Source organism: Stenotrophomonas sp. 3(2025), assembly GCF_052665395.1.
This window is the reverse complement of sequence record NZ_JBQOIF010000007.1, coordinates 1-18,340: the sequence shown is the minus strand read 5'-3', so window position 1 is coordinate 18,340 and position 18,340 is coordinate 1. Positions and strand designations below refer to the sequence as shown.

The following is an 18,340-nucleotide window of genomic DNA, read 5'->3' as shown; positions in this document are numbered from 1 at the left end:
GCTACCGCCACTCAGCCCAGTTCGGCTTCCAGGCTGATCGGCACCGCGCTCAGCGCCTTGGAAACCGGGCAGTTCTGCTTGGCGTCATCAGCGATCGCGCGGAACTGCGTTGCCTCGATGCCCGGCACCACCGCCTTCACTTTCAGCCGGATCTGCGACAGCTGCGGGCCGCCTTCCATCGACAGATCGACCTTGGCTTCGGTATCCAGCGAGGTCGGGGTAAAGCCTGCTTCGCCGAGCTTGGCCGACAGCGCCATGGTGAAACAACCGGCGTGCGCGGCAGCGATCAGCTCTTCGGGGTTGGTGCCCTTTTCATCACCGAAACGGCTGTTGAAGCCGTAGCGGGTCTTGTCCAGAAGACCACTCTGCGGCGTGCTCAACTGGCCCTTGCCCGACTTCAGGTCGCCTTCCCAATGCGCGGTAGCGTGTCGCGAGATTCCCATGTCCTGCTCCGTTGCGGCTGTGATGAACCGATACCCTGGCACGCGCCGCGTTAGCCCTGCGTCGCCCCGCCGCATGCGGCGCGCCTGTCCCGAGCCAGCGACTGGACACTTCTTCGCCAGCAATCTGGCGATTTTCCCCTTGTTTTCAGTCATTTCGCCCATCCAGGCGAAATCACCGACGTTGCGGTGCAGCGCACCACCGCATCCGCTCCCCCTACTGCCGGCCATGTACTGAATCGGCCTGGATATGAAAAAACATGCACTTTCAGCACTCCAGGCTATTGGCGGCGCCCAAGAGTTGCCCTACATTGCGCTTGCCGACGGGGTTCGGCGCCGACCAAACAACCAACCGTTCACGGAACAGGAAACCATGGCAAAGACCGCTAAGAAGGCTGCCCCGAAGAAGGCAGTGAAGAAAGTCGCGACGAAGGCAGCCGCCAAGCCGGCCGCTCCGAAGCCGATCAAGGAAGTGCTGACCAAGTCGGGCCTGGTTGCACACATCGCTGAAGTCTCCGGCGTTGTCGCCAAGGACGTCCGCGCTGTGCTGGCCTCGCTGGAAGGCGCTGTCGCTTCCTCGGTGCACAAGAAGGGCGCCGGCTCGTTCACCCTGCCGGGCCTGCTGAAGATCACCACCGTCAATGTGCCGGCCAAGCCGAAGCGCAAGGGCATCAACCCGTTCACCAAGGAAGAGCAGTGGTTCGCCGCCAAGCCGGCCACCACCAAGCTCAAGGTTCGCCCGCTGAAGAAGCTCAAGGACGCTGCGCTCTAAGCGCGTGCCCTGCAGCGGATACCTGACGGGACGGCCTTGGCCGTCCCGTTTTTTTTGCCCCGCCTCCGCGCTCGCTCTGCAGTAGATCCACGCCATGCGTGGATGCCGTCCACTGAGCCCCGCAACACAGCGTTTCCCGCGCCTGCGCAATCTCCCGCACAGGCCCGCCGCCCATGGCCGCGCCGCTGTTTTTCCAGCGCAGGAACGAACCGGGTGGAACACTGCGTGCAGCGCCGGCCATCGCCGCCGGCCAACGCCTTGCCTATGGTGGTGCCATTCCTCCCCACCAGCGCGAGCACCCCCATGGCCAGCCCTTCCACCCGCTACCGGATCTCGGTGACCCCGATCGAAAAGGACGGGCACCAGTGCACCGGGCGCTGCACCATCGAACTGGAGCACCGCGCCAGCCGCGACCTGATGCGCCTGCTGGAATCGGCCCCGCGCACGGCAGGCCTGAGCGGTGACGAACGTGCCACCCTGGTGGTGGCCACCCAGCTGCTGCGTGACATCGTGCAGCGCCATGCCGACACCGACGGCCATGCACTGGCAGCGGTCGCCGCGCAGGTCCTGCCGGCGCTGGACGCGCTGGAACAGCTTCCCTCTTCGCGCTGACCACTTCGCGCTGAGCGGCCCCCGGCCGCTACACTGCCGCCTTCCAGGTCGCCTCGGGGAGGAGGCAGACATGCGCGGCTTTATTTCCTTGTTGATCCCGTTGCTTGTGGCGGGGTGTTCCAACCCGGCGCCCCCGGCCGATGACACGGGGCGCGACGCGAGCACCTCCACAACGCCATCAGTGCCAACGACGAAAGCGGCACCGCAGGCCGCTACCGTCGATGCGATCGCCATCGATCCGCTGTATGGCGCCGTTGCCAACGGCAGCGAAACGCCCGCAGCGATGCTCAACCGCTACATGCTGGATCTGCTCAACCGCAACACATCGCGCAGCAATGCGGCCTGGGCCTATGCCCCCGCCGACCCGCGCCGTGCCGACGATGCCGTGCTGCGCCTGCTGCCCGACGTGCGCAACCTGCGCCTGGACAGTGACGTAGCGTTGCCCCGCGACGATGGGCAGCCACCACGCCTGCTGGAGGTGCCAGTGAAGATCCGCGCGGTGACCGCCAACGGCACCTTCCGCTACCACGGCTGGTACCGCGTGCAGCCCAGCGCCGATGGCCGCGGATGGCAGATCCAGTCGGCCAGCCTGCAACCAACGCTGGACTGAACCGTTGCACCCGTGTGTACCCGCGATTCAGCGGGCAAAGCTACTCTGTAGCCCTCTTGGATCCTTCTTCCGGTCACCGCCATGCGCCTGCGTTCCCTGATGCCCCGCCTAGCCGCCTCGACCGTGCTGATTGCTGCCGCGATCGGTGCGCAGGCCGCCCCTTCGATCTCCGGTCGTGAACTGGCGGTTGGCGCCAGCGACGTGCAGCAGTATCTGGACGGCAGCTTCCCGCGCACGCAGGACGCGCTGGGCGGCCTGATCGCGCTGACCATGAGCCACCCGCAGCTGAGCCTGCCGGCAGGCGAGCGCTTGAACCTGGGCATGGACGTGGCATTGGCCACCGCCGGCGGCAACCCGGCCAAGCTGGGTACGGTGAAGCTCAGTAGTGGCCTGCGCTATGACGCGCAGACCCAGGGCTTCCACCTGCAGCAGCCGAGCGTGGATGACTTCACCCCGGCCAACCAGGGTGGCCGTCTCGATTCACGGACCCGTGGCCTGCTGAACGCATGGCTGAGCGACTACGCCCAGCGCGAACCGATCTACAAGCTGGACCCGGCCGTGGCCGGACTGCTCGGCGCCCTGCAGGTGCAGTCGGCGCAGGTGAAGAACGGCAAGCTGGTGGTGACCTTCAACCAGAACCTGGGTGACCTGGTGCCGGCGGGCATCCTCGGCAAATAAGCCCCCGCCAAATACGGTAGCGCCGGGCCATGCCCGGCGGCTTCTGTCATTTCCGCGCTTCGCGCTCGCCGGGCCTGGCCCGGCGCTACCGCATCACAGCATCACGCCGCCAGCGCTTTCACCACCGCCTCGCTGAAGGCTGGAATGTCATCGGGCTTGCGGCTGGTGATCAGGTTGCCGTCCACCACCACTTCCGCGTCGCGCCAGCGAGCGCCGGCATTGGCCAGGTCCTGCTGCAGCGACGGCCACGAGGTGACCTCGTGTCCCTCCGCCAGCCCGCTGTTGATCAGCAGCCAGGGGCCATGGCAGATCGCCGCCACCGGCTTGCCGGCACCGGCCATGCTGCGGATGAAATCCAGTACTGCTTCATTGGTGCGCAGGGTGTCCGGATTGATCACGCCACCGGGCAGCACCAGCGCATCGAAGTGGCCGGCGTCGGCGCCATCCAGTGGTTGATCCACGGCGACCGAATCGCCCCAGTCCTTGTCCTTCCAGCCCTTGATGCTCGCCTCCTTGGCCGGCGACACCACGCTCACGCGCGCGCCCTCGGCTTCCAGCAGGTGCTTGGGTTCGATCAGTTCGGACTGCTCGAAACCATGCGTGGCGAGGATGGCGATCTGTTTGCCGCGTAGACGCTGTGCCATGTCGTGCTCCAGATAGGGGGGAGCGCACAGGGTGGCCGAGTGGCCCTTGAACGGCGGTGACCCTCACGTGCACGGCAGGTGGAGAATCGCCCGGATAGCGCCGGGCCGAGCCCGGCGGCTTCTGGTTCCGCCCGCGCTCCGCGCTCGCCGGGCATGGCCCGGCGCTACCGGATCAGCGCTTGGGCTGCAGCATCGTGCCGGTGCACTTGGGCGAGCCACAGCGGCACTCCCAGATCTTCTTCAGCTTGGCCGTGTGGCGCTCGGCCAGGGTGATGCCGTAGTTGTAGGTCAACTCTTCGCCCGCCTTGATATCGCGCAGCGCCTCGATGAAGACCTTGTCGCCGCGGCTGTCACCGTCTTCGTCTTCCTCGATCACCGCCTCGCAGTTCGGGTCGCAGCTGTGGTTGATCCAGCGCGCGTCGTTGCCCTTGTAGTTGGCATCGATCACCCAGTCGTCGTTGAGGGTGAACAGGAAGGTATGGCCGCTTTCCACGTCGCCACTGTCATCGGCATCGACATCGCCGTGGCTGCGCAGCAGGCCCTTGTACTGGATCACGCGCTCGCCCTGCTTGATCGGGGCCACGGAAAACACACCGTTGCCGTGGATGGCGGACTTGCGGGCTTGGATCTTCTTGGGCATCGGCAAGAGACGTTTGCAGCGGAAGGAACGTTGATTCTCGCCCATTCCGGGTGATTGCGAAAATCACCCCCATGCCGCAGCATGTCGCCCCGATGGCGGCCCTGGGCGACTGCCCTCCGGCCGGGCCCAAGCGCCCGCTGAATGGCCGGGTTGGATGCCGGCGAATAAAAGCGTACAATTTCAGTCCGCTTTAAGAACCACTCGCATCCCATGTTGCGCGTCACCAAGCTCACCGATTACGCCACCGTCGTACTGACCGTACTCGCCGCCCGTCCGGGCGAGGTGCTCAGTGCCACCGAGCTGGCCGAATTCACCGGTCTGGAGCCGCCCACCGTCAGCAAGGTGCTCAAGCCACTGGCCCAGGCCGGCCTGGTCGAAGGCCTGCGCGGCGTCCGCGGCGGCTACCGGCTGACCCGCCCATCGATCGAGATCTCGCTGTTTGAAGTGGTTGAAGCCATGGAAGGGCCGTTGGCCCTGACCGAGTGCAGCCACGACCACCACCAATGCGGCATGGCGCCCAAGTGCGGCGCGCGCAGCAGCTGGCGGCTGATCAACGACGTGGTCTCCGAGGCCCTGCGCGACGTCACCCTCGCCCAGATCCTGCCCCCTCTTCCCCTTGTCGATGACGAACAGCGCCGCACCATCGCTGTCGACGTCGTCTCCTGATCCGTAGGCAGCCCCCCATGGCCACCGAAACCATCGAAACCGTCGCTAGCGACGACACCCCCAACCGCGAGATCCATGAGCAGCTCGGCCGCAAGTATTCGGCCGGCTTCATCACGGACATCGAGTCGGACTCCCTTCCCGCCGGCCTGGACGAGGACACCATCCGCGCCCTGTCGGCCAAGAAGGAAGAGCCGGAATGGATGACGCAGTGGCGCCTGGACGCCTACCGCCACTTCCTGACCATGCCGATGCCGAACTGGGCCAAGCTGCAGATCGCCCCGATCGACCTGCAGGCGCTCAGCTACTACTCCGCGCCGAAGGGCCCGAAGTACGCCTCGCTGGATGACGTGCCCAAGGAACTGCTGGACACCTACGACAAGCTGGGCGTGCCGCTGCACGAGCGCGCCAAGCTGGCCGGCGTAGCGGTGGACGCGGTGTTCGACTCGGTGTCCGTCGGTACCACCTTCCGCAAGGAACTGGCCGAAAAGGGCATCGTGTTCTGCTCGATGTCCGAAGCCATCAAGGAGCACCCGGAACTGGTCAAACAGTATCTGGGCACCGTGGTGCCGGTGGGCGACAACTACTTCGCCGCGCTCAATTCTGCGGTGTTCTCCGATGGCAGCTTCGTGTTCATTCCCAAGGGCGTGCGTTGCCCGATGGAACTGAGCACCTACTTCCGCATCAACGCCGGCCACACCGGCCAGTTCGAGCGCACGCTGATCATCTGCGAAGAGAAGGCGTACGTGTCCTACCTGGAAGGCTGCACCGCGCCGATGCGCGATGAGAACCAGCTGCATGCGGCGGTGGTCGAGCTGGTGACGCTGGACGATGCGGAGATCAAGTACTCCACCGTGCAGAACTGGTACCCGGGCGATGAGAACGGCGTCGGCGGCATCTACAACTTCGTCACCAAGCGTGCCGAATGCCGTGGCGCGCGCAGCAAGGTCACCTGGACCCAGGTCGAGACCGGCTCGGCGATCACCTGGAAGTACCCGTCCTGCGTGCTGCTGGGCGACGACTCGGTCGGTGAGTTCCACTCGGTGGCACTGACCCACCATCGCCAGCAGGCCGACACCGGCACCAAGATGATCCACGTCGGCAAGCGCACCAAGAGCAAGATCATCAGCAAGGGCATCAGCGCCGGCCGCGGCCAGAACACCTATCGTGGCCTGGTCAAGGTGGACCGCAACGCAGACGGCGCGCGCAACTACACCCAGTGCGATTCGCTGCTGATCGGCAAGCAGTGCGGCGCCCACACCTTCCCCTACATCGAGGTGAAGAACCCGGGCGCCACCGTCGAGCACGAGGCCACCACCTCGAAGATCTCCGACGACCAGCTGTTCTACTGCCGCGCCCGTGGCATCAGCCAGGAAGACGCGGTGTCGATGATCGTCGACGGCTTCTGCAAGCAGGTGTTCCGCGAACTGCCGATGGAATTCGCGGTGGAAGCCAAGAAGCTGCTGGAAGTCTCGCTGGAAGGTTCGGTGGGCTGATCGCCCACCCTGCCCTCGCACAATGCATTCTCTTTACCGGCGGGCCCCGGCCCGCACCACGGAAACCCCCACCATGCTGAAGATCGAAAACCTCCACGCCCGCATCGGCGACAAGGAAATCCTCAAGGGCCTGTCCCTGGAAGTGAAGCCCGGCCAGGTGCACGCCATCATGGGCCCCAACGGCGCCGGCAAGTCCACCCTGGGCAATGTCCTGGCTGGCCGCGACGGCTATGAGGTCAGCGAAGGCAGCGTGCAGTTCGAAGGCGTCGACCTGCTCGACCAGGACCCGGAAGCGCGCGCCGCTGCCGGCCTGTTCCTGGCATTCCAGTACCCGGTGGAAATCCCCGGCGTGAACAACACCTACTTCCTGCGCGCCGCGCTGAATGCACAGCGCAAGGCGCGCGGCGAGGAAGAACTGGATTCCATGCAGTTCCTCAAGCTGGTGCGGCAGAAGCTGGCCGTGCTGCACCTGAAGGACGAACTGCTGCACCGTGGCGTCAACGAAGGCTTCTCCGGTGGCGAGAAGAAGCGCAACGAGATCTTCCAGCTGGCCGTGCTCGAGCCGAAGCTGGCGATCCTGGACGAAACCGATTCGGGCCTGGACATCGATGCACTGAAGAGCGTGGCCGACGGCGTCAACGCGCTGCGCAGCGCCGACCGCTCGTTCCTGGTCATCACCCACTACCAGCGCCTGCTGGACTACATCAAGCCGGACGTGGTGCACGTGCTGGCCGATGGCCGCATCGTCAAGAGCGGCGGCCCGGAACTGGCGCTGGAACTGGAAGCGCACGGCTATGACTTCCTGAAGGACCGGGTCGTGCCCGAGGCGGCGGTCTGATGAGCGCCCTGCTCGACTCCATGGCCCAGGCCTTCTGCGGCAGCGATGCGCGCCGCGAATTGCTCGACAGCGTGCTGCGCGACGGCCTGCCCGGCGCACGCAGCGAAACCTGGAAGTACACCTCGCTGCGCCAGCTGGAGCGTCGCAGCTTCGCGGCCGCACCGTTGGCCCCGGCGCTGCTGGATGCCGCCGCGCTGGAGGACATCCCCGCACCGCGCCTGGTGTTCGTCAATGGCCGCCTCAACGACGCGCTGAGCGACGTGCAGGGCCTGCCGGCCGGCGTGCAGCTGGAAACGTTGTCTTCTGCACTGGCCGCTGGCGAGGACGCCGTGCGCTTCCTCGGCCGCCGCTACGATCGCAGCGACGATGTGTTCGCCCGCCTCAACGCCGCCCTCGCCGATGAAGGCGTGGTGCTGCGCGTGGACGACGGCGTGCAGGTCGAGGTGCCGCTGCAGCTGGTATTCGCCAGCGTGGCCGGCGACACCGATCTGGCCTGGCACCACCGCCACCTGATCGAACTGCGTGCCGGCGCCAGCCTGGGCGTGGTCGAGCACCGCTTCAGCGTCGGTGATTCGGCGCATCTGGACAACACGGTGCTGCACGCCCACGTCGCCCGCGATGCGGTGCTCAAGCACGCCCGCGTGCAGGCCGGCAGCGCGCGCCAGACCAGCTTCCTGCGCACCGACGCGGTGCTGGCCAAGGACGCGCAGTACCACCGCGTGGACCTGGAGCTGGGTGCCGCGCTCAGCCGCCATGAACTGAACGTGCGCCTGGAAGGCGACAACGCCCAGCTGACCGCCAATGGCGTGCTGCTCGGCAACGGTCGCCGCCACGTCGATACCCGCCTGGGCATCGACCACATCGCCCGCGACACCAGCGCCGAGCTGCAGTGGCGTGGCGTGGCCGCCAACCGCAGCCGCGTGGTGTTCCATGGCGGCATCCAGATCCGTGCCGGTGCCGATGGCACCGACGCCAACCTGTCCAACAAGAACCTGCTGCTGTCGGCCGACGCCGAGATCGATACCCAGCCGACGCTGGTGATCGACGCCGACGAAGTGAAGGCCGCACACGGTGCCACCGTCGGCCAGCTCGACGCCAACGCGCTGTTCTACCTGCGCTCGCGCGGCCTGCCGCAGGCCCAGGCGCAGGCGCTGCTGAGCGCCGCGTTCTGCCACGAGCCGCTGAGGGTGCTGCCCGAAGCGCTGCGCGAACAGCTGGCACGCCGGCTGGACAAGGCCCTGGCCGAGGCGGGCGTGGCATGAACCTGTCCACCCCGCGACCGATAGAAGCACCCGCCGACGCCCCCGACTGGGCGCGCGTGCGCCTGGACTTCCCGCTGCTGATGCGCGAAGTGCACGGCAAGCCGCTGGTCTATTTCGACAACGCCAACACCGGCCAGAAGCCGGTGCAGGTGATCGGCGCGGTGGACGAGTTCTACCGCCGCTACAACGCCAACGTCAGCCGTGCCGTGCATGCGCTGGGTACCGAGGCCACCGACGCCTACGAAGGGGCACGCAACAAGCTGGCCCGTTTCCTCAACGTGCGCAGCAACGACCTGGTGCTGTGCAGCGGCACCACCTTCGCGATCAATCTGGTTGCCTACTCGTGGGCCCTGCCCCGGCTGAAGGCCGGCGACGTGATCCTGGTGTCGCGCATGGAACACCACGCCAACATCGTGCCGTGGCAGCTGGTCGCCCAGCGCACCGGCGCGACCATCCGCGTGGCCGAGATCACTCCCGACGGCGCGCTGGACCTGGACGCGCTGCGCGCGGCGATGACCGCCGAGGTCAAGCTGCTGGCCGTGGCCCATGTTTCCAACGTGCTCGGCACCATCAACCCGGTGCGCGAGATCTGCCGCGAAGCGCGCAAGCGCGGCATCGTCACCGTGGTCGACGGCTCGCAGGCCGCCCCGCACCGCAAGGTCGATGTCACCGCGATCGGCTGCGACTTCTACGCCATCACCGGCCACAAGATGTGCGGCCCGACCGGCACCGGTGCGCTGTGGGCGCGTCGCGAGCATCTGGACGCAATGCCGCCGTTCCTGGGCGGCGGCGAGATGATCAAGGAAGTCAGCTTCGACGGCACCGTGTTCAACGACGCCCCGCACAAGTTCGAAGCCGGCACCCCCAACATCGCCGGTTTCATCGGCCTCGGCGTGGCGGCGGACTATCTGCAGAACGTCGGCCTGGACCACGTGGAAGCGCGCGAAGCCGAGCTGCTGGCGCACTTCACCGAAGAGCTGCGCCGGGTTGACGGCCTGCGCATCATCGGCGAAGCGCCGGAAAAGGCCGCGGTGGTGTCATTCCTGATCGACGGCGCGCATGCGCACGATCTGGCTACCCTGCTGGATCTGGAAGGTGTGGCCGTGCGCTCGGGCCAGCACTGCGCGCATCCGCTGCTGCAGTACTACGGCGTGGCGGCGACCTGCCGTGCGTCGCTGGCGTTCTACAACACGCATGAAGAGATCGAGCGGTTCATGACCGCGTTGACGAAGGTGCGGAAGTTGCTGGGGTGAGTTTCCAGCAGCAGCGGGGAAAGACGAGAACGCCGCGGGAGACCGCGGCGTTTTTTTTCCGTGGTTGCACATGCTGCGCCATTGCACGACGACCCTAATCGTCATCTGCAGAGGCATGTAATGACCTATCGGCGCCCGCCTCGGACACCAGAAGAATCATTCCTGTTATCACAAACTGCTTCATCGCAGGCGCGCTTGATACCTGGAATTCACTTCAGATCTTCGAGATCAACGGACACGTCTCCGAAAGTCGCTTTTGGAATCGGACCTGGGACCCTCAAAGATTGAACGTCAAGTGGGCCATGCATTTCGCCGAGAAGAAGATCATCCGTCGACCCGTCCATCCTCCTAAGCCTGAACACCCCAGTCATTGATACCCACGAATAGGCATACCGATCAAACACGCCACGCTGGAGATCTATTGGGCCCCTGATGCGAACCTCGGTCTCATCGGTCACTCCAGCCTCGAACAGCTCCTTGCTGGAGCTCAATACAAAGAGCCCCCGACTAACTCCGAGATAGCCCTCCATGCGTATCGATTTCCCATCGAATAGCCGAGGAGACGCAGCCAGTGCCCGGAAGCTGACTCGGCAAACTGGATTCTGGCTGATCCCACAGGCCTTTGCGGGCGGTGTCTGCCCCCCTTCCTGAAGACCGCAACCGACCACGGAAATCACCAAGAAGAAGGCCACGCAAAGCTGATAATTTAGTTTCATTTCACAACCTCCGACGCACCATCTTTATTCAGCCCGTAGACACCCGACAAATCTGAAACGTAATTGATCGAATTTGAGGCCAGCGAAGTTGGAATACTCATCGGAAGGTCCGGCTGATTACTTCCCTGAAAATCGCTTATCGAGGCGCTTTGCATCAAGCCGCCCCTCAACTCTAAAGACGCCCTTGAAATCGCTCAACTGATGCCTCGATGTGCTTGAGCTAGAAGGCGTGGCCGTGTGCTCAGGCCACCACTGCGCGCACTGCATCTGCAGCATTTCGGCCTCGCGTCTACCTACCGTGCCTCGCTAGCGCTCTACAACACACACGCCGAAATCGAGCGATTCATGGCGGCGTTGGCGAAGGCACGGAAGTTGCTGGGGTGAATTTTCAGCAGCAACCGAGGAAGACGAGAACGCCGCGGGAGACCGCGGCGCTTCTGTTTCTAGCGACTGCCCCTGATAGACCCGCTAGATGACGGGCGCACAAGGCTGCTCGCGGAGGAAAAGACACAAGCATCAACCAATGCAATTCTGCATAGAACGCCCACGAGCTGAGAACTTCCACCATACATCAGACGAGCAACGACAAGCTGCGTCGACAAGGCTCGCCAAGTACGTGTCACCAACCCACTCGACTCATTCGCTATAAACCCAAATGAACGCCTTCCATTACACCCATCCGATCTACGTCCACCGGAGCACTTGGGGATCTGGGAGCACCATCGCGATTCCAGCGGAACGTGCCGGTCACCCGCAAGAATTTCTCCTCTCCACCCTCAACCGAATGAATTTCTCGAAAGGCAGCCGGACTTGATTCTGGATAGGCTACCAATGAACTGAATGAGTCCCTTGCGTCCAGTTCATCACGCGAGGGAAAGAGCAAGATCGCACCATTGACCTGATCTATCCATGCATGGAAAGAAACCAATCGCCCATCAAATTTTTCTGGCTGAGACAACAGCGCAAACATCGTGGTCATGCATGTTTCAGCTCCCAACTCATTGCCACGAAATTTACAGGCGCTTGGATCTCCCGCGGAGTCCACTTCCTGACGGGATGAAGAACAAGCGCTAAGGATAAAAAAGAGCGTAACAACTGCAAACCACCGGCGTCCGAGATCCATCATTTCACCTTAAAGAAGTAGTCTTCGGCCGCAATGTACGCGCCAGGGCTCGTTCTAGCATTGACCGCCCCATTCATACCCCTGAAGTCGAATCCCATGACGGAACCGCTAGGAGTGGCCACATAGCTGTTAACACCTGCAGATCTTGCTCTCTCCAGATCACCTCGGTAGAGACTCCCCTCCCATCGACCACCGCAGAAGCAGGATCCCTTCCAGTAGCTGAATGCTGTATTCACGGGATGTGTATGAGCAATGGCTACCCTCGCACCTGGGCCTGCGTAGTTGTTTTGCCCTTGAACGACGCTACCTGCTCCAGCGCCCGCAGTGGCATCGCCCAAAGCAAAATTGACAGCTGTGTAAGACTGATCAGAAAGTTGCGCGATATCAGCCCCTACTTCCAAATTGGTTGCAATCGTCACAGGCCGCGCAACTTCCGCAAAGTATCTGGCAGACCTAGCCTCCGAACTTTGTCGGTTAGGAATACTGTTCGCCCTGTCGATGTACGCTTGCGGATCCCTCTTGATTGCCGCCAGCTGCCCGCGAGATAGACTTTTGCCGCCTGCCTTCTCGGTCATTCTGCAGTCCCAGTCCTTCCCGCACGCTCGCCGTCCATCAGGGTCGATTAGGCTATACGGGTTTGCATTTGCATATCGATACCGGCCAAAAGCATTCACCGAGCTCTGGAACGCCGAAACCGGATCAACGCTCAGGAACGATGATGTCGTCGAATCATAGTACCGCTGCTGCATGTAGCTCAGACCTGTGCCCGAGTCCACCACGTGCCCGGTGTACCCAGGTCCGTCCTTCAACGGCCGATTGACCACCGCACCATATGGTTCATACACCGTACGCTCGATGACATTGCCGCTGGCATCGGTGATCGCCACCGGCGAGCCCAGTGCGTCGGTGTGGATGTATTCCACCACTTCCTGGGCCGCAGCCGGTGCAGCACCGGCCAGTGTCGTCACTACAAGAAGCGCTGCGCGAATTAGTAAAGAAGTGATTCCATTCATGGCTCAGTCCCAGCTCAGTACACCGCGGGTGACGGGATGGTCGGCTGACCACGACGAGCAACCGCCTGCATTGCAGGCACGCACACGATAGTTGCCGGCACAATACGCATTGCCGTTTGCACTCACATAGGCGTTGGGCCCGGTATACAGACGCTTGCCACCGCCACCACTCTCAAGCTGGTACTCAGTGGCGTCGGCCATTTGGCTCCACCCCACCGAGCACTGCACCTGATAGGGCGCCTTGCGCGTAGTCAGCCATTCGGCCAGATAGAAATGGGGCGTCCCTGGGGGAAGTGCCACCGTTACCGTCACGATGCCCGAGTAAGGGCTGCACCCCACGAAGTTGCAGGCACGCACGCGATAGGCATAGCTGCCCTTGCCGCGGTCCGCGCCGAAGCTGTTCGCACCGCCGTTATGCACCACGGTCCATCCACCGCCGTTGGCGCTCTCCTCCAGGATGAAGCTTTCGCTGTTGGCAGGCACAGACCAACTGAGACTGTACTGCGGCACATTCACCAGCCCTGGAGCGTTGATCACCGGCTCGATCGTCGGCGCACCGATCACTGCAACCGTCGCAGATCCTGACCAAGGCCCGCATCCCGCGCCGTTGCAGGCGGCGACGCGGTACGCATAAGTACCCACTCCGCGTGCAGGCGTTGCAAAGTACACCACGTGTGCATCCACCAGCGTCACCCAGCCACCGCCATTGGTGCTTTCCTGCAGCATGTAGCGGTCGGCACCACCAATCCCGTTCCAGCCGATGCCAATGCTGCCGGGTGCCGATCGGGCCGGCGCTGATACTCCAGGAGCACCGACAGGCGGGTAGACCACCATCACCGCGGCGCCATTGCTGTATTCGGTACACCCCACCGGATTACATGCACGGACACGATAGTTGAAGCTGCCTGCCGGTTTGCCACTGAATGCCTTGGATTGGCCCGCCGCATTGTGAACCTGCGTCCAGGCGCCGCCATTGGCACTCTCCTCCAGTTCAAAGCGTTCTGCGCCAGCAGAGGCCGACCAGCTGATGCTGTAGCTGCCGTTGAATGCAGTTGCCGGTACGCTCAGCGCAGGCACTGCAGCCGGCGGCAGCTCGACGGCGACCGTGGCGGTGTTGCTCCACTCGCCACAGACCACGCGGCACCCGCGCACACGGAACTGATAGGTGCCGGTGACCAGACCGCTACTGGTGAATGCCTGCGCCGCGCCGTCGAAAATCGTGCTCCAGTTGCCCGCTTGGGCGCGCTGCAGTTCGTAGCGGTTGGCGCCGCCGGCCGGACTCCACGTCAGGTTGACGCTGCCTTGGGTGATGTAGCCCGGGGCGCTCAGCGCCGGAACACTGGGTGCAGCCTCGCCGTGCACCTGCGCCACCAGGCTGCCGGACAGGTACAGATAGTCCGTCTGCTTTCCCGTGCGCTCATTGCGCTGGAAACGCAGCACGCCGCCATTGTCATAGAACGAGTAGATCACGCCCGTTTCGCTGTTCCATGCTTTCACCCGGCGTCCATGCGCGTCGTACAGATAGGCCTCCGTCGTTCCCACCGTACGCAGGCGGTTGCCGTAGTCGAAACCAAACGCCTGGCCATTGCGGATCGAAAGATTGCCCTGCACGTCATAGCCGAGACCAACAACGGTCGCGCTGCTGCCAGTATCGACAACGTTGACCAGACGGTTGGTCGGATCGAAATAATGCGTGCGATCCCGGTTGCCGACCTTGGCCCGGCGCAGGTTGTCCAGTGCGTCGTACTCATACAGCGCGTTGCCAAAGCCCGGCGCGGTAACCGAGCGCAGTCGATCCAGCCCGTCATAGGCCATGTCACGATTGCCTGGCGCACCCGGCAAGCCATCAGAGATGGCCATCACGTTGCCACCCGCATCGTAGTCGTAGCTGTCATCGAGCACTGCGGCCGCAGCTGTGGCATCGCGACTTCGGTCAGGAAGACCGCGAGCATTCTGGCTCATCGTATGGACAATGCCGTTGCCATATACGAAGCGCGCCAAGGCGCCGTTGGCAAAATAGCTGGCCTCCTTCGCATAGCCCCCCACCGATGTGGCGCGGCCGAGGGCGTCCGGGGCATAGCTGACGATGCGCCCGCCCGGGTAGGTGTTGCTGGCAAGCGCGCCGTTGCCATCGTAGCCATAGGCCAGGCTCAGATTGCCGAAGTGTGGATGTTGCAGCGTCTCGCTGCTGAGCAGCCGACGATGGTTGTACTGGTAACGATTGATGACCAGCGGACGGCCGGCATCGTTCTGCGTACTGATTTCTGCGGGCAGGCCATCCGGCGTATACGACCAGGACTGGTTGCCGCGGCCATCGGGGAAGGTCAGCGCCAGCAGTCGATTGGCAGCGTCATAGGTGCGCTGCACGGCGCGGCCAGTCGCGAGTGCTTCGCTGCGGTTGCAGTCTGCGCTGCTGGCAAGGCCCGTGCCGGCAGCCGACCACAGAACATTGCCGGCGGCGTCGTAGTCCTGCACCGTCGCCCCGGTTTCCGGCTCGATGGTCTTGCAGAGTTGCTGGTAATCGTCATAGACATAACGGCGGGTCAGTGCCTGGCTGCCGTCGGCGCTGCGACGGGTGATCGCCAGCGGCTTGCCGAGAGCGTCGCGCTGGATCTCGGTCACTACCCCTTCTGGATGCTGCAGTATCAGCGGCATCTCATAGGTCGGCTGGTCATAGGCCAGGTGCCGTGTTGTGGTCGAATGTCCGCGTGGATTGGTTACCTTCACCGACAGGTTGCCCACGAACTCGGTGCGAGTCACCAAGGCACCCAGTTCGGACGACTGGCTGACCATGACCGGTCGGCCCAGCGCGTCGTACTGCGTGGTGGTGCCGTCAAACGCCGCATTGATGTCGGAAAGCTGGCGAACCGGATAGGACGCGAACACCGTCTTGCCGCTGGTGTCGTAGCGGGTCACGACTGCGCTATCGAGAACGTTGTCTGCATTTTCAGTGACCAGCACCGGGCGGAACATTGCATCCAGATAGGTATCGGTCCGTCGCCCGCCCTGGGTTCGTGAGTGCTTCCAGGCGCCGGCCGGCACGCCGAACTGCGCGCCGCCCAACCGCTGCAGGTCCATGGTGACCGCATTCCAGCTCACGGTGTCGCCATCGGGGAACTGCTGGCTGCGCAGGCGTCCCATGCTGTCGTAGCTGAAGCTGGTGGTTGCCCCGATTTCATCGGTCAACGAGGTGATCCAGCCGTTGTCGTCCACCACAACGGCACGCGTCGCCCCATTGGGAGACTCAGCCGTGGCCGGCATCCGCAACTGCTGCGGGACACCGCGCTTCCACGCGGACAGATGGCTGGTGTTGCCACGGGCATCGGCAACCGATGCCACCGTACCATCAGCCGCGTAGGTCACCTGCTGCGCCAACCGGCCGAAGGCATAAGCGCGCAGCGGCAGCGCATTGGTTGTGTCGAACTCGGTTCGTGACTGCTCGACACCATTGACTACGCTGCGCGCTGATTGGCCATTTACCCACAGAGCCAGATTGTCGTAGTAGCCGGTTGTGCTGGTGCGGCTCTGCCCGGCCGAATTGCCCTCGACAACGGTCACCTCGCGTGCAAAAGCATCGAACGCCTGCACGGTGCGGGTGAACTGCACGCCATCCTGTTCCACGACAGTGGACTGGATAGGACGGTTGTAGTGCGCCTTGAGATCACTCGCCCCGTATTTGAAGTCCTTGCCGGCTTCCTTGGGAAATGGCGCCGAGTCAAGCTGGGCGTCGGGATAGTAGTTGTTGCGGTCGACGCGCACGACGGAGCCGCCCGAACGCGTCGTGGTCGACAGGAGAAGACCGTCGTTGTACGCCACCTCCTTGCCGAACTCATACACACGCGCGACACCGTCAGGCAGCGTCTCGGTGGTGACCTTCGGTTCGGCCTGGCCCGGAGGAATCGCCGGTCCGCCGAGATCCTGAGCGTAGGCGCCATCAAGGTTGGTGTACTGATAGGTCCATTGCGCAGTTGGCATCCCCGAACCACTGATGGTCTTGGCCACCAGAGACATTGCGTCACGATAGATCGGCGTGTAGTTCCAACCATCAGCAAACAAGTGATTGTCGCCGGAAGTCTGGCAATCCAAAGAGACGTTCTTGCGCCCGTGGCGGAACGGCCGGAACAGGAAGGTTCCCAAGGCGCCCGAAGGATGCTGGACGGTCATGGAAATCTCACTAGGCACGATCTTGTTCATGCGAGAACACGTTGCCGGATAATCCATGTACTCCCAGATGTTCTGCCCGATGTAGTCGGCATACTTATGTGTGACTGAAAGCGGCGGCAGGTTGTAGACCCACTGGGTTCCGTCCGGCAGCGTCACCGTCCTCAGGATATCTGCCTCGGTGTAGCCATAGGTCCACGTACGCCCTGCTGTCGTGGCAGAAGCGATCAAGCCCTTCGCGTTGTAGGCCAGGCTGATCTCCCGACCATCGTTGGCAACCATGCGCAGCAACCGATCGCCGCTCCACTCATAGCGCACCCAGTTGCCGAATCGATCCACGATTTGAGATGGGTACAGAAACACACGCTTGCGATTGAGCAGCGCATTGCTTTCCGGCCCGTACGGTTGCAATGTCGCGGCGGTGTTGGGCCTGGCGACCATCCAATCGAAATAGTATTTGGTGCCATCCGGTGCATGGCCAAGAAATCCCTGCCCCGGATGCCCGCTCTTCAACGCAGTCAAACAACTGAACGTCCAGCCTCCCTTCGTGCTCCAGGGCGCAGGCTCGCCAAACTGCGGCTGCGGCTGGCGCGGGTCACCGCTGCCCCCGAGCACCGGCTCTCCGCCGCCCCCCGGCAGGGAAAGGCGCACGCCGTCCCAGAACGTATGCGTATTGAAGTTGACGATCTGCGTATGACGGCGATTCCAGACCTCGAGCGCAGGTGGCGCACCCACCGTCGAACAGCGCGCTGCCGGCGCCCAGTAGCCAACCGCAGCAGTCTCTGGCAGGTCGCCGTAGACACCAGACAACGACGGAATATCCAGCCCCCAATCGGAGAACGGGCTCTCGCTGCTGCCATCGCCACCGCCGTAGCTACGGCTAAGCATCACCGCCAAATTGCCATTGCCCGGTATCGAAATATCCGTGGCCTTGAAGCTGATCGAACCGTCATACAGGTTGACCTGCTCGCCAAAGATCTCGCCCTTCAAGGGCTCGACCAGGTCGCCGTACTTCAAGCGTTTGTCGTACTCCTGGCGCCAGGTAGGCACGATCTGGGCGGAGGCGGGAACCGGTGCCAGTACGCAGAAGGCCAGTGCTGTCAGAAGCAGGCCTTTGATGGCGTTTGCCGCGCGCGGATGAGCAATGAGCCGTGACTGCATGAAGATCCTCCCTGGATCGACCTTCCTTGAGAGCCCCGCCCACATCGCGCCACTGTCGATGATCAGATCGGACGGTACCCACTCCGGCAGACAACCACACGCTTGAACGCGGTGGGCGGGCATTGACCCATTTATGAATGAAAAATGAAGGAGGTGTCAACATGGCGTATCCGCCATGCCCGGCAAAGCCGGCCGACGCAGCACTCTCCCCCCCCGCCCCCCCCCCCCCCCCAGTGGCCCCCCGGGGCCCGCGGCCGG

15 protein-coding genes and 1 pseudogene are annotated in these 18,340 nt (G+C 63.5%); 10 read left to right on the top strand and 6 right to left on the bottom strand.

Translation table 11 applies throughout. The annotated features are described in order from the left end of the window. Positions 1-11 precede the first annotated feature (11 nt). Positions 12-443, bottom strand: coding sequence for an OsmC family protein (locus tag ACUXVE_RS07245; RefSeq protein WP_025873972.1), 432 nt, complete (start codon positions 441-443; stop codon positions 12-14). Positions 444-813: 370 nt separating this feature from the next. Between ACUXVE_RS07245 and ACUXVE_RS07240 the strand changes: the two genes are divergently transcribed. The 4 genes from ACUXVE_RS07240 to ACUXVE_RS07225 all read left to right on the top strand — a co-directional run bounded on the left by ACUXVE_RS07240 (position 814) and on the right by ACUXVE_RS07225 (position 3,112). Beyond that, positions 814-1,212 carry an HU family DNA-binding protein gene (locus ACUXVE_RS07240; RefSeq protein ID WP_025873973.1) on the top strand — a complete coding sequence of 133 codons (399 nt, stop codon included), beginning with the start codon at positions 814-816 and terminating at the stop codon, positions 1,210-1,212. A gap of 303 nt (positions 1,213-1,515) precedes the next feature. Then, positions 1,516-1,824: a DUF3861 family protein gene (locus tag ACUXVE_RS07235; RefSeq protein WP_025873974.1), complete on the top strand. Its 309-nt coding sequence runs from the start codon at positions 1,516-1,518 to the stop codon at positions 1,822-1,824. A gap of 181 nt (positions 1,825-2,005) precedes the next feature. After that, complete coding sequence (locus ACUXVE_RS07230; RefSeq protein WP_445514110.1) at positions 2,006-2,434, top strand: hypothetical protein; 429 nt, start codon at positions 2,006-2,008, stop codon at positions 2,432-2,434. Positions 2,435-2,515: 81 nt separating this feature from the next. Further along, on the top strand, positions 2,516-3,112 hold the full coding sequence (locus ACUXVE_RS07225; protein WP_445514109.1) for a DUF1439 domain-containing protein: 597 nt from the start codon (positions 2,516-2,518) through the stop codon (positions 3,110-3,112). Between the two features lie 101 nt (positions 3,113-3,213). On the opposite strand, the gene ACUXVE_RS07220 is transcribed toward ACUXVE_RS07225, so the two are convergent. Both ACUXVE_RS07220 and ACUXVE_RS07215 read right to left on the bottom strand, forming a co-directional pair. Next, positions 3,214-3,756: a type 1 glutamine amidotransferase domain-containing protein gene (locus ACUXVE_RS07220; protein ID WP_093817570.1), complete on the bottom strand. Its 543-nt coding sequence runs from the start codon at positions 3,754-3,756 to the stop codon at positions 3,214-3,216. Positions 3,757-3,928: 172 nt separating this feature from the next. Next, the gene (locus ACUXVE_RS07215; RefSeq protein WP_010483549.1) at positions 3,929-4,396 is read right to left on the bottom strand and encodes an SET domain-containing protein; all 468 of its coding nucleotides are present in this window, start codon (positions 4,394-4,396) and stop codon (positions 3,929-3,931) included. A gap of 210 nt (positions 4,397-4,606) precedes the next feature. On the opposite strand from ACUXVE_RS07215, the gene ACUXVE_RS07210 reads away from it, so the two are divergent. The 6 genes and pseudogenes from ACUXVE_RS07210 to ACUXVE_RS07185 form a co-directional block, all read left to right on the top strand. Continuing rightward, entirely contained in the window at positions 4,607-5,062 is a 456-nt protein-coding gene (locus ACUXVE_RS07210; protein WP_079220957.1) for an SUF system Fe-S cluster assembly regulator, read from the top strand. Between the two features lie 17 nt (positions 5,063-5,079). Continuing rightward, entirely contained in the window at positions 5,080-6,555 is a 1,476-nt protein-coding gene (sufB, locus tag ACUXVE_RS07205; protein WP_025873979.1) for a Fe-S cluster assembly protein SufB, read from the top strand. A 73-nt stretch (positions 6,556-6,628) separates the two neighbouring features. After that, entirely contained in the window at positions 6,629-7,393 is a 765-nt protein-coding gene (gene sufC / locus ACUXVE_RS07200) for a Fe-S cluster assembly ATPase SufC (RefSeq protein ID WP_025873980.1), read from the top strand. Next, positions 7,393-8,655, top strand: a complete 1,263-nt coding sequence (sufD, locus tag ACUXVE_RS07195) for a Fe-S cluster assembly protein SufD (protein ID WP_445514108.1) — start codon at positions 7,393-7,395, stop codon at positions 8,653-8,655. Before sufC ends, sufD begins: the two co-directional genes overlap by 1 nt. After that, on the top strand, positions 8,652-9,908 hold the full coding sequence (locus tag ACUXVE_RS07190) for a cysteine desulfurase (protein WP_025873982.1): 1,257 nt from the start codon (positions 8,652-8,654) through the stop codon (positions 9,906-9,908). Before sufD ends, ACUXVE_RS07190 begins: the two co-directional genes overlap by 4 nt. Positions 9,909-10,835: 927 nt before the next feature. Then, a pseudogene (locus ACUXVE_RS07185) lies at positions 10,836-11,008 on the top strand (aminotransferase class V-fold PLP-dependent enzyme); the annotation flags it as partial. Positions 11,009-11,267: 259 nt separating this feature from the next. Here ACUXVE_RS07185 and ACUXVE_RS07180 read toward each other — a convergent pair. The 3 genes from ACUXVE_RS07180 to ACUXVE_RS07170 all read right to left on the bottom strand — a co-directional run bounded on the left by ACUXVE_RS07180 (position 11,268) and on the right by ACUXVE_RS07170 (position 18,205). Then, the gene (locus ACUXVE_RS07180) at positions 11,268-11,603 is read right to left on the bottom strand and encodes a hypothetical protein (RefSeq protein ID WP_301864155.1); all 336 of its coding nucleotides are present in this window, start codon (positions 11,601-11,603) and stop codon (positions 11,268-11,270) included. 143 nt (positions 11,604-11,746) lie between these two features. Next, positions 11,747-12,760, bottom strand: a complete 1,014-nt coding sequence (locus tag ACUXVE_RS07175; RefSeq protein ID WP_445514107.1) for an RHS repeat domain-containing protein — start codon at positions 12,758-12,760, stop codon at positions 11,747-11,749. 3 nt (positions 12,761-12,763) lie between these two features. Next, positions 12,764-18,205 (bottom strand): wall-associated protein, encoded by a 5,442-nt coding sequence (locus tag ACUXVE_RS07170; protein ID WP_445514106.1) that lies wholly within the window; start codon positions 18,203-18,205, stop codon positions 12,764-12,766. Positions 18,206-18,340: the final 135 nt, after the last annotated feature.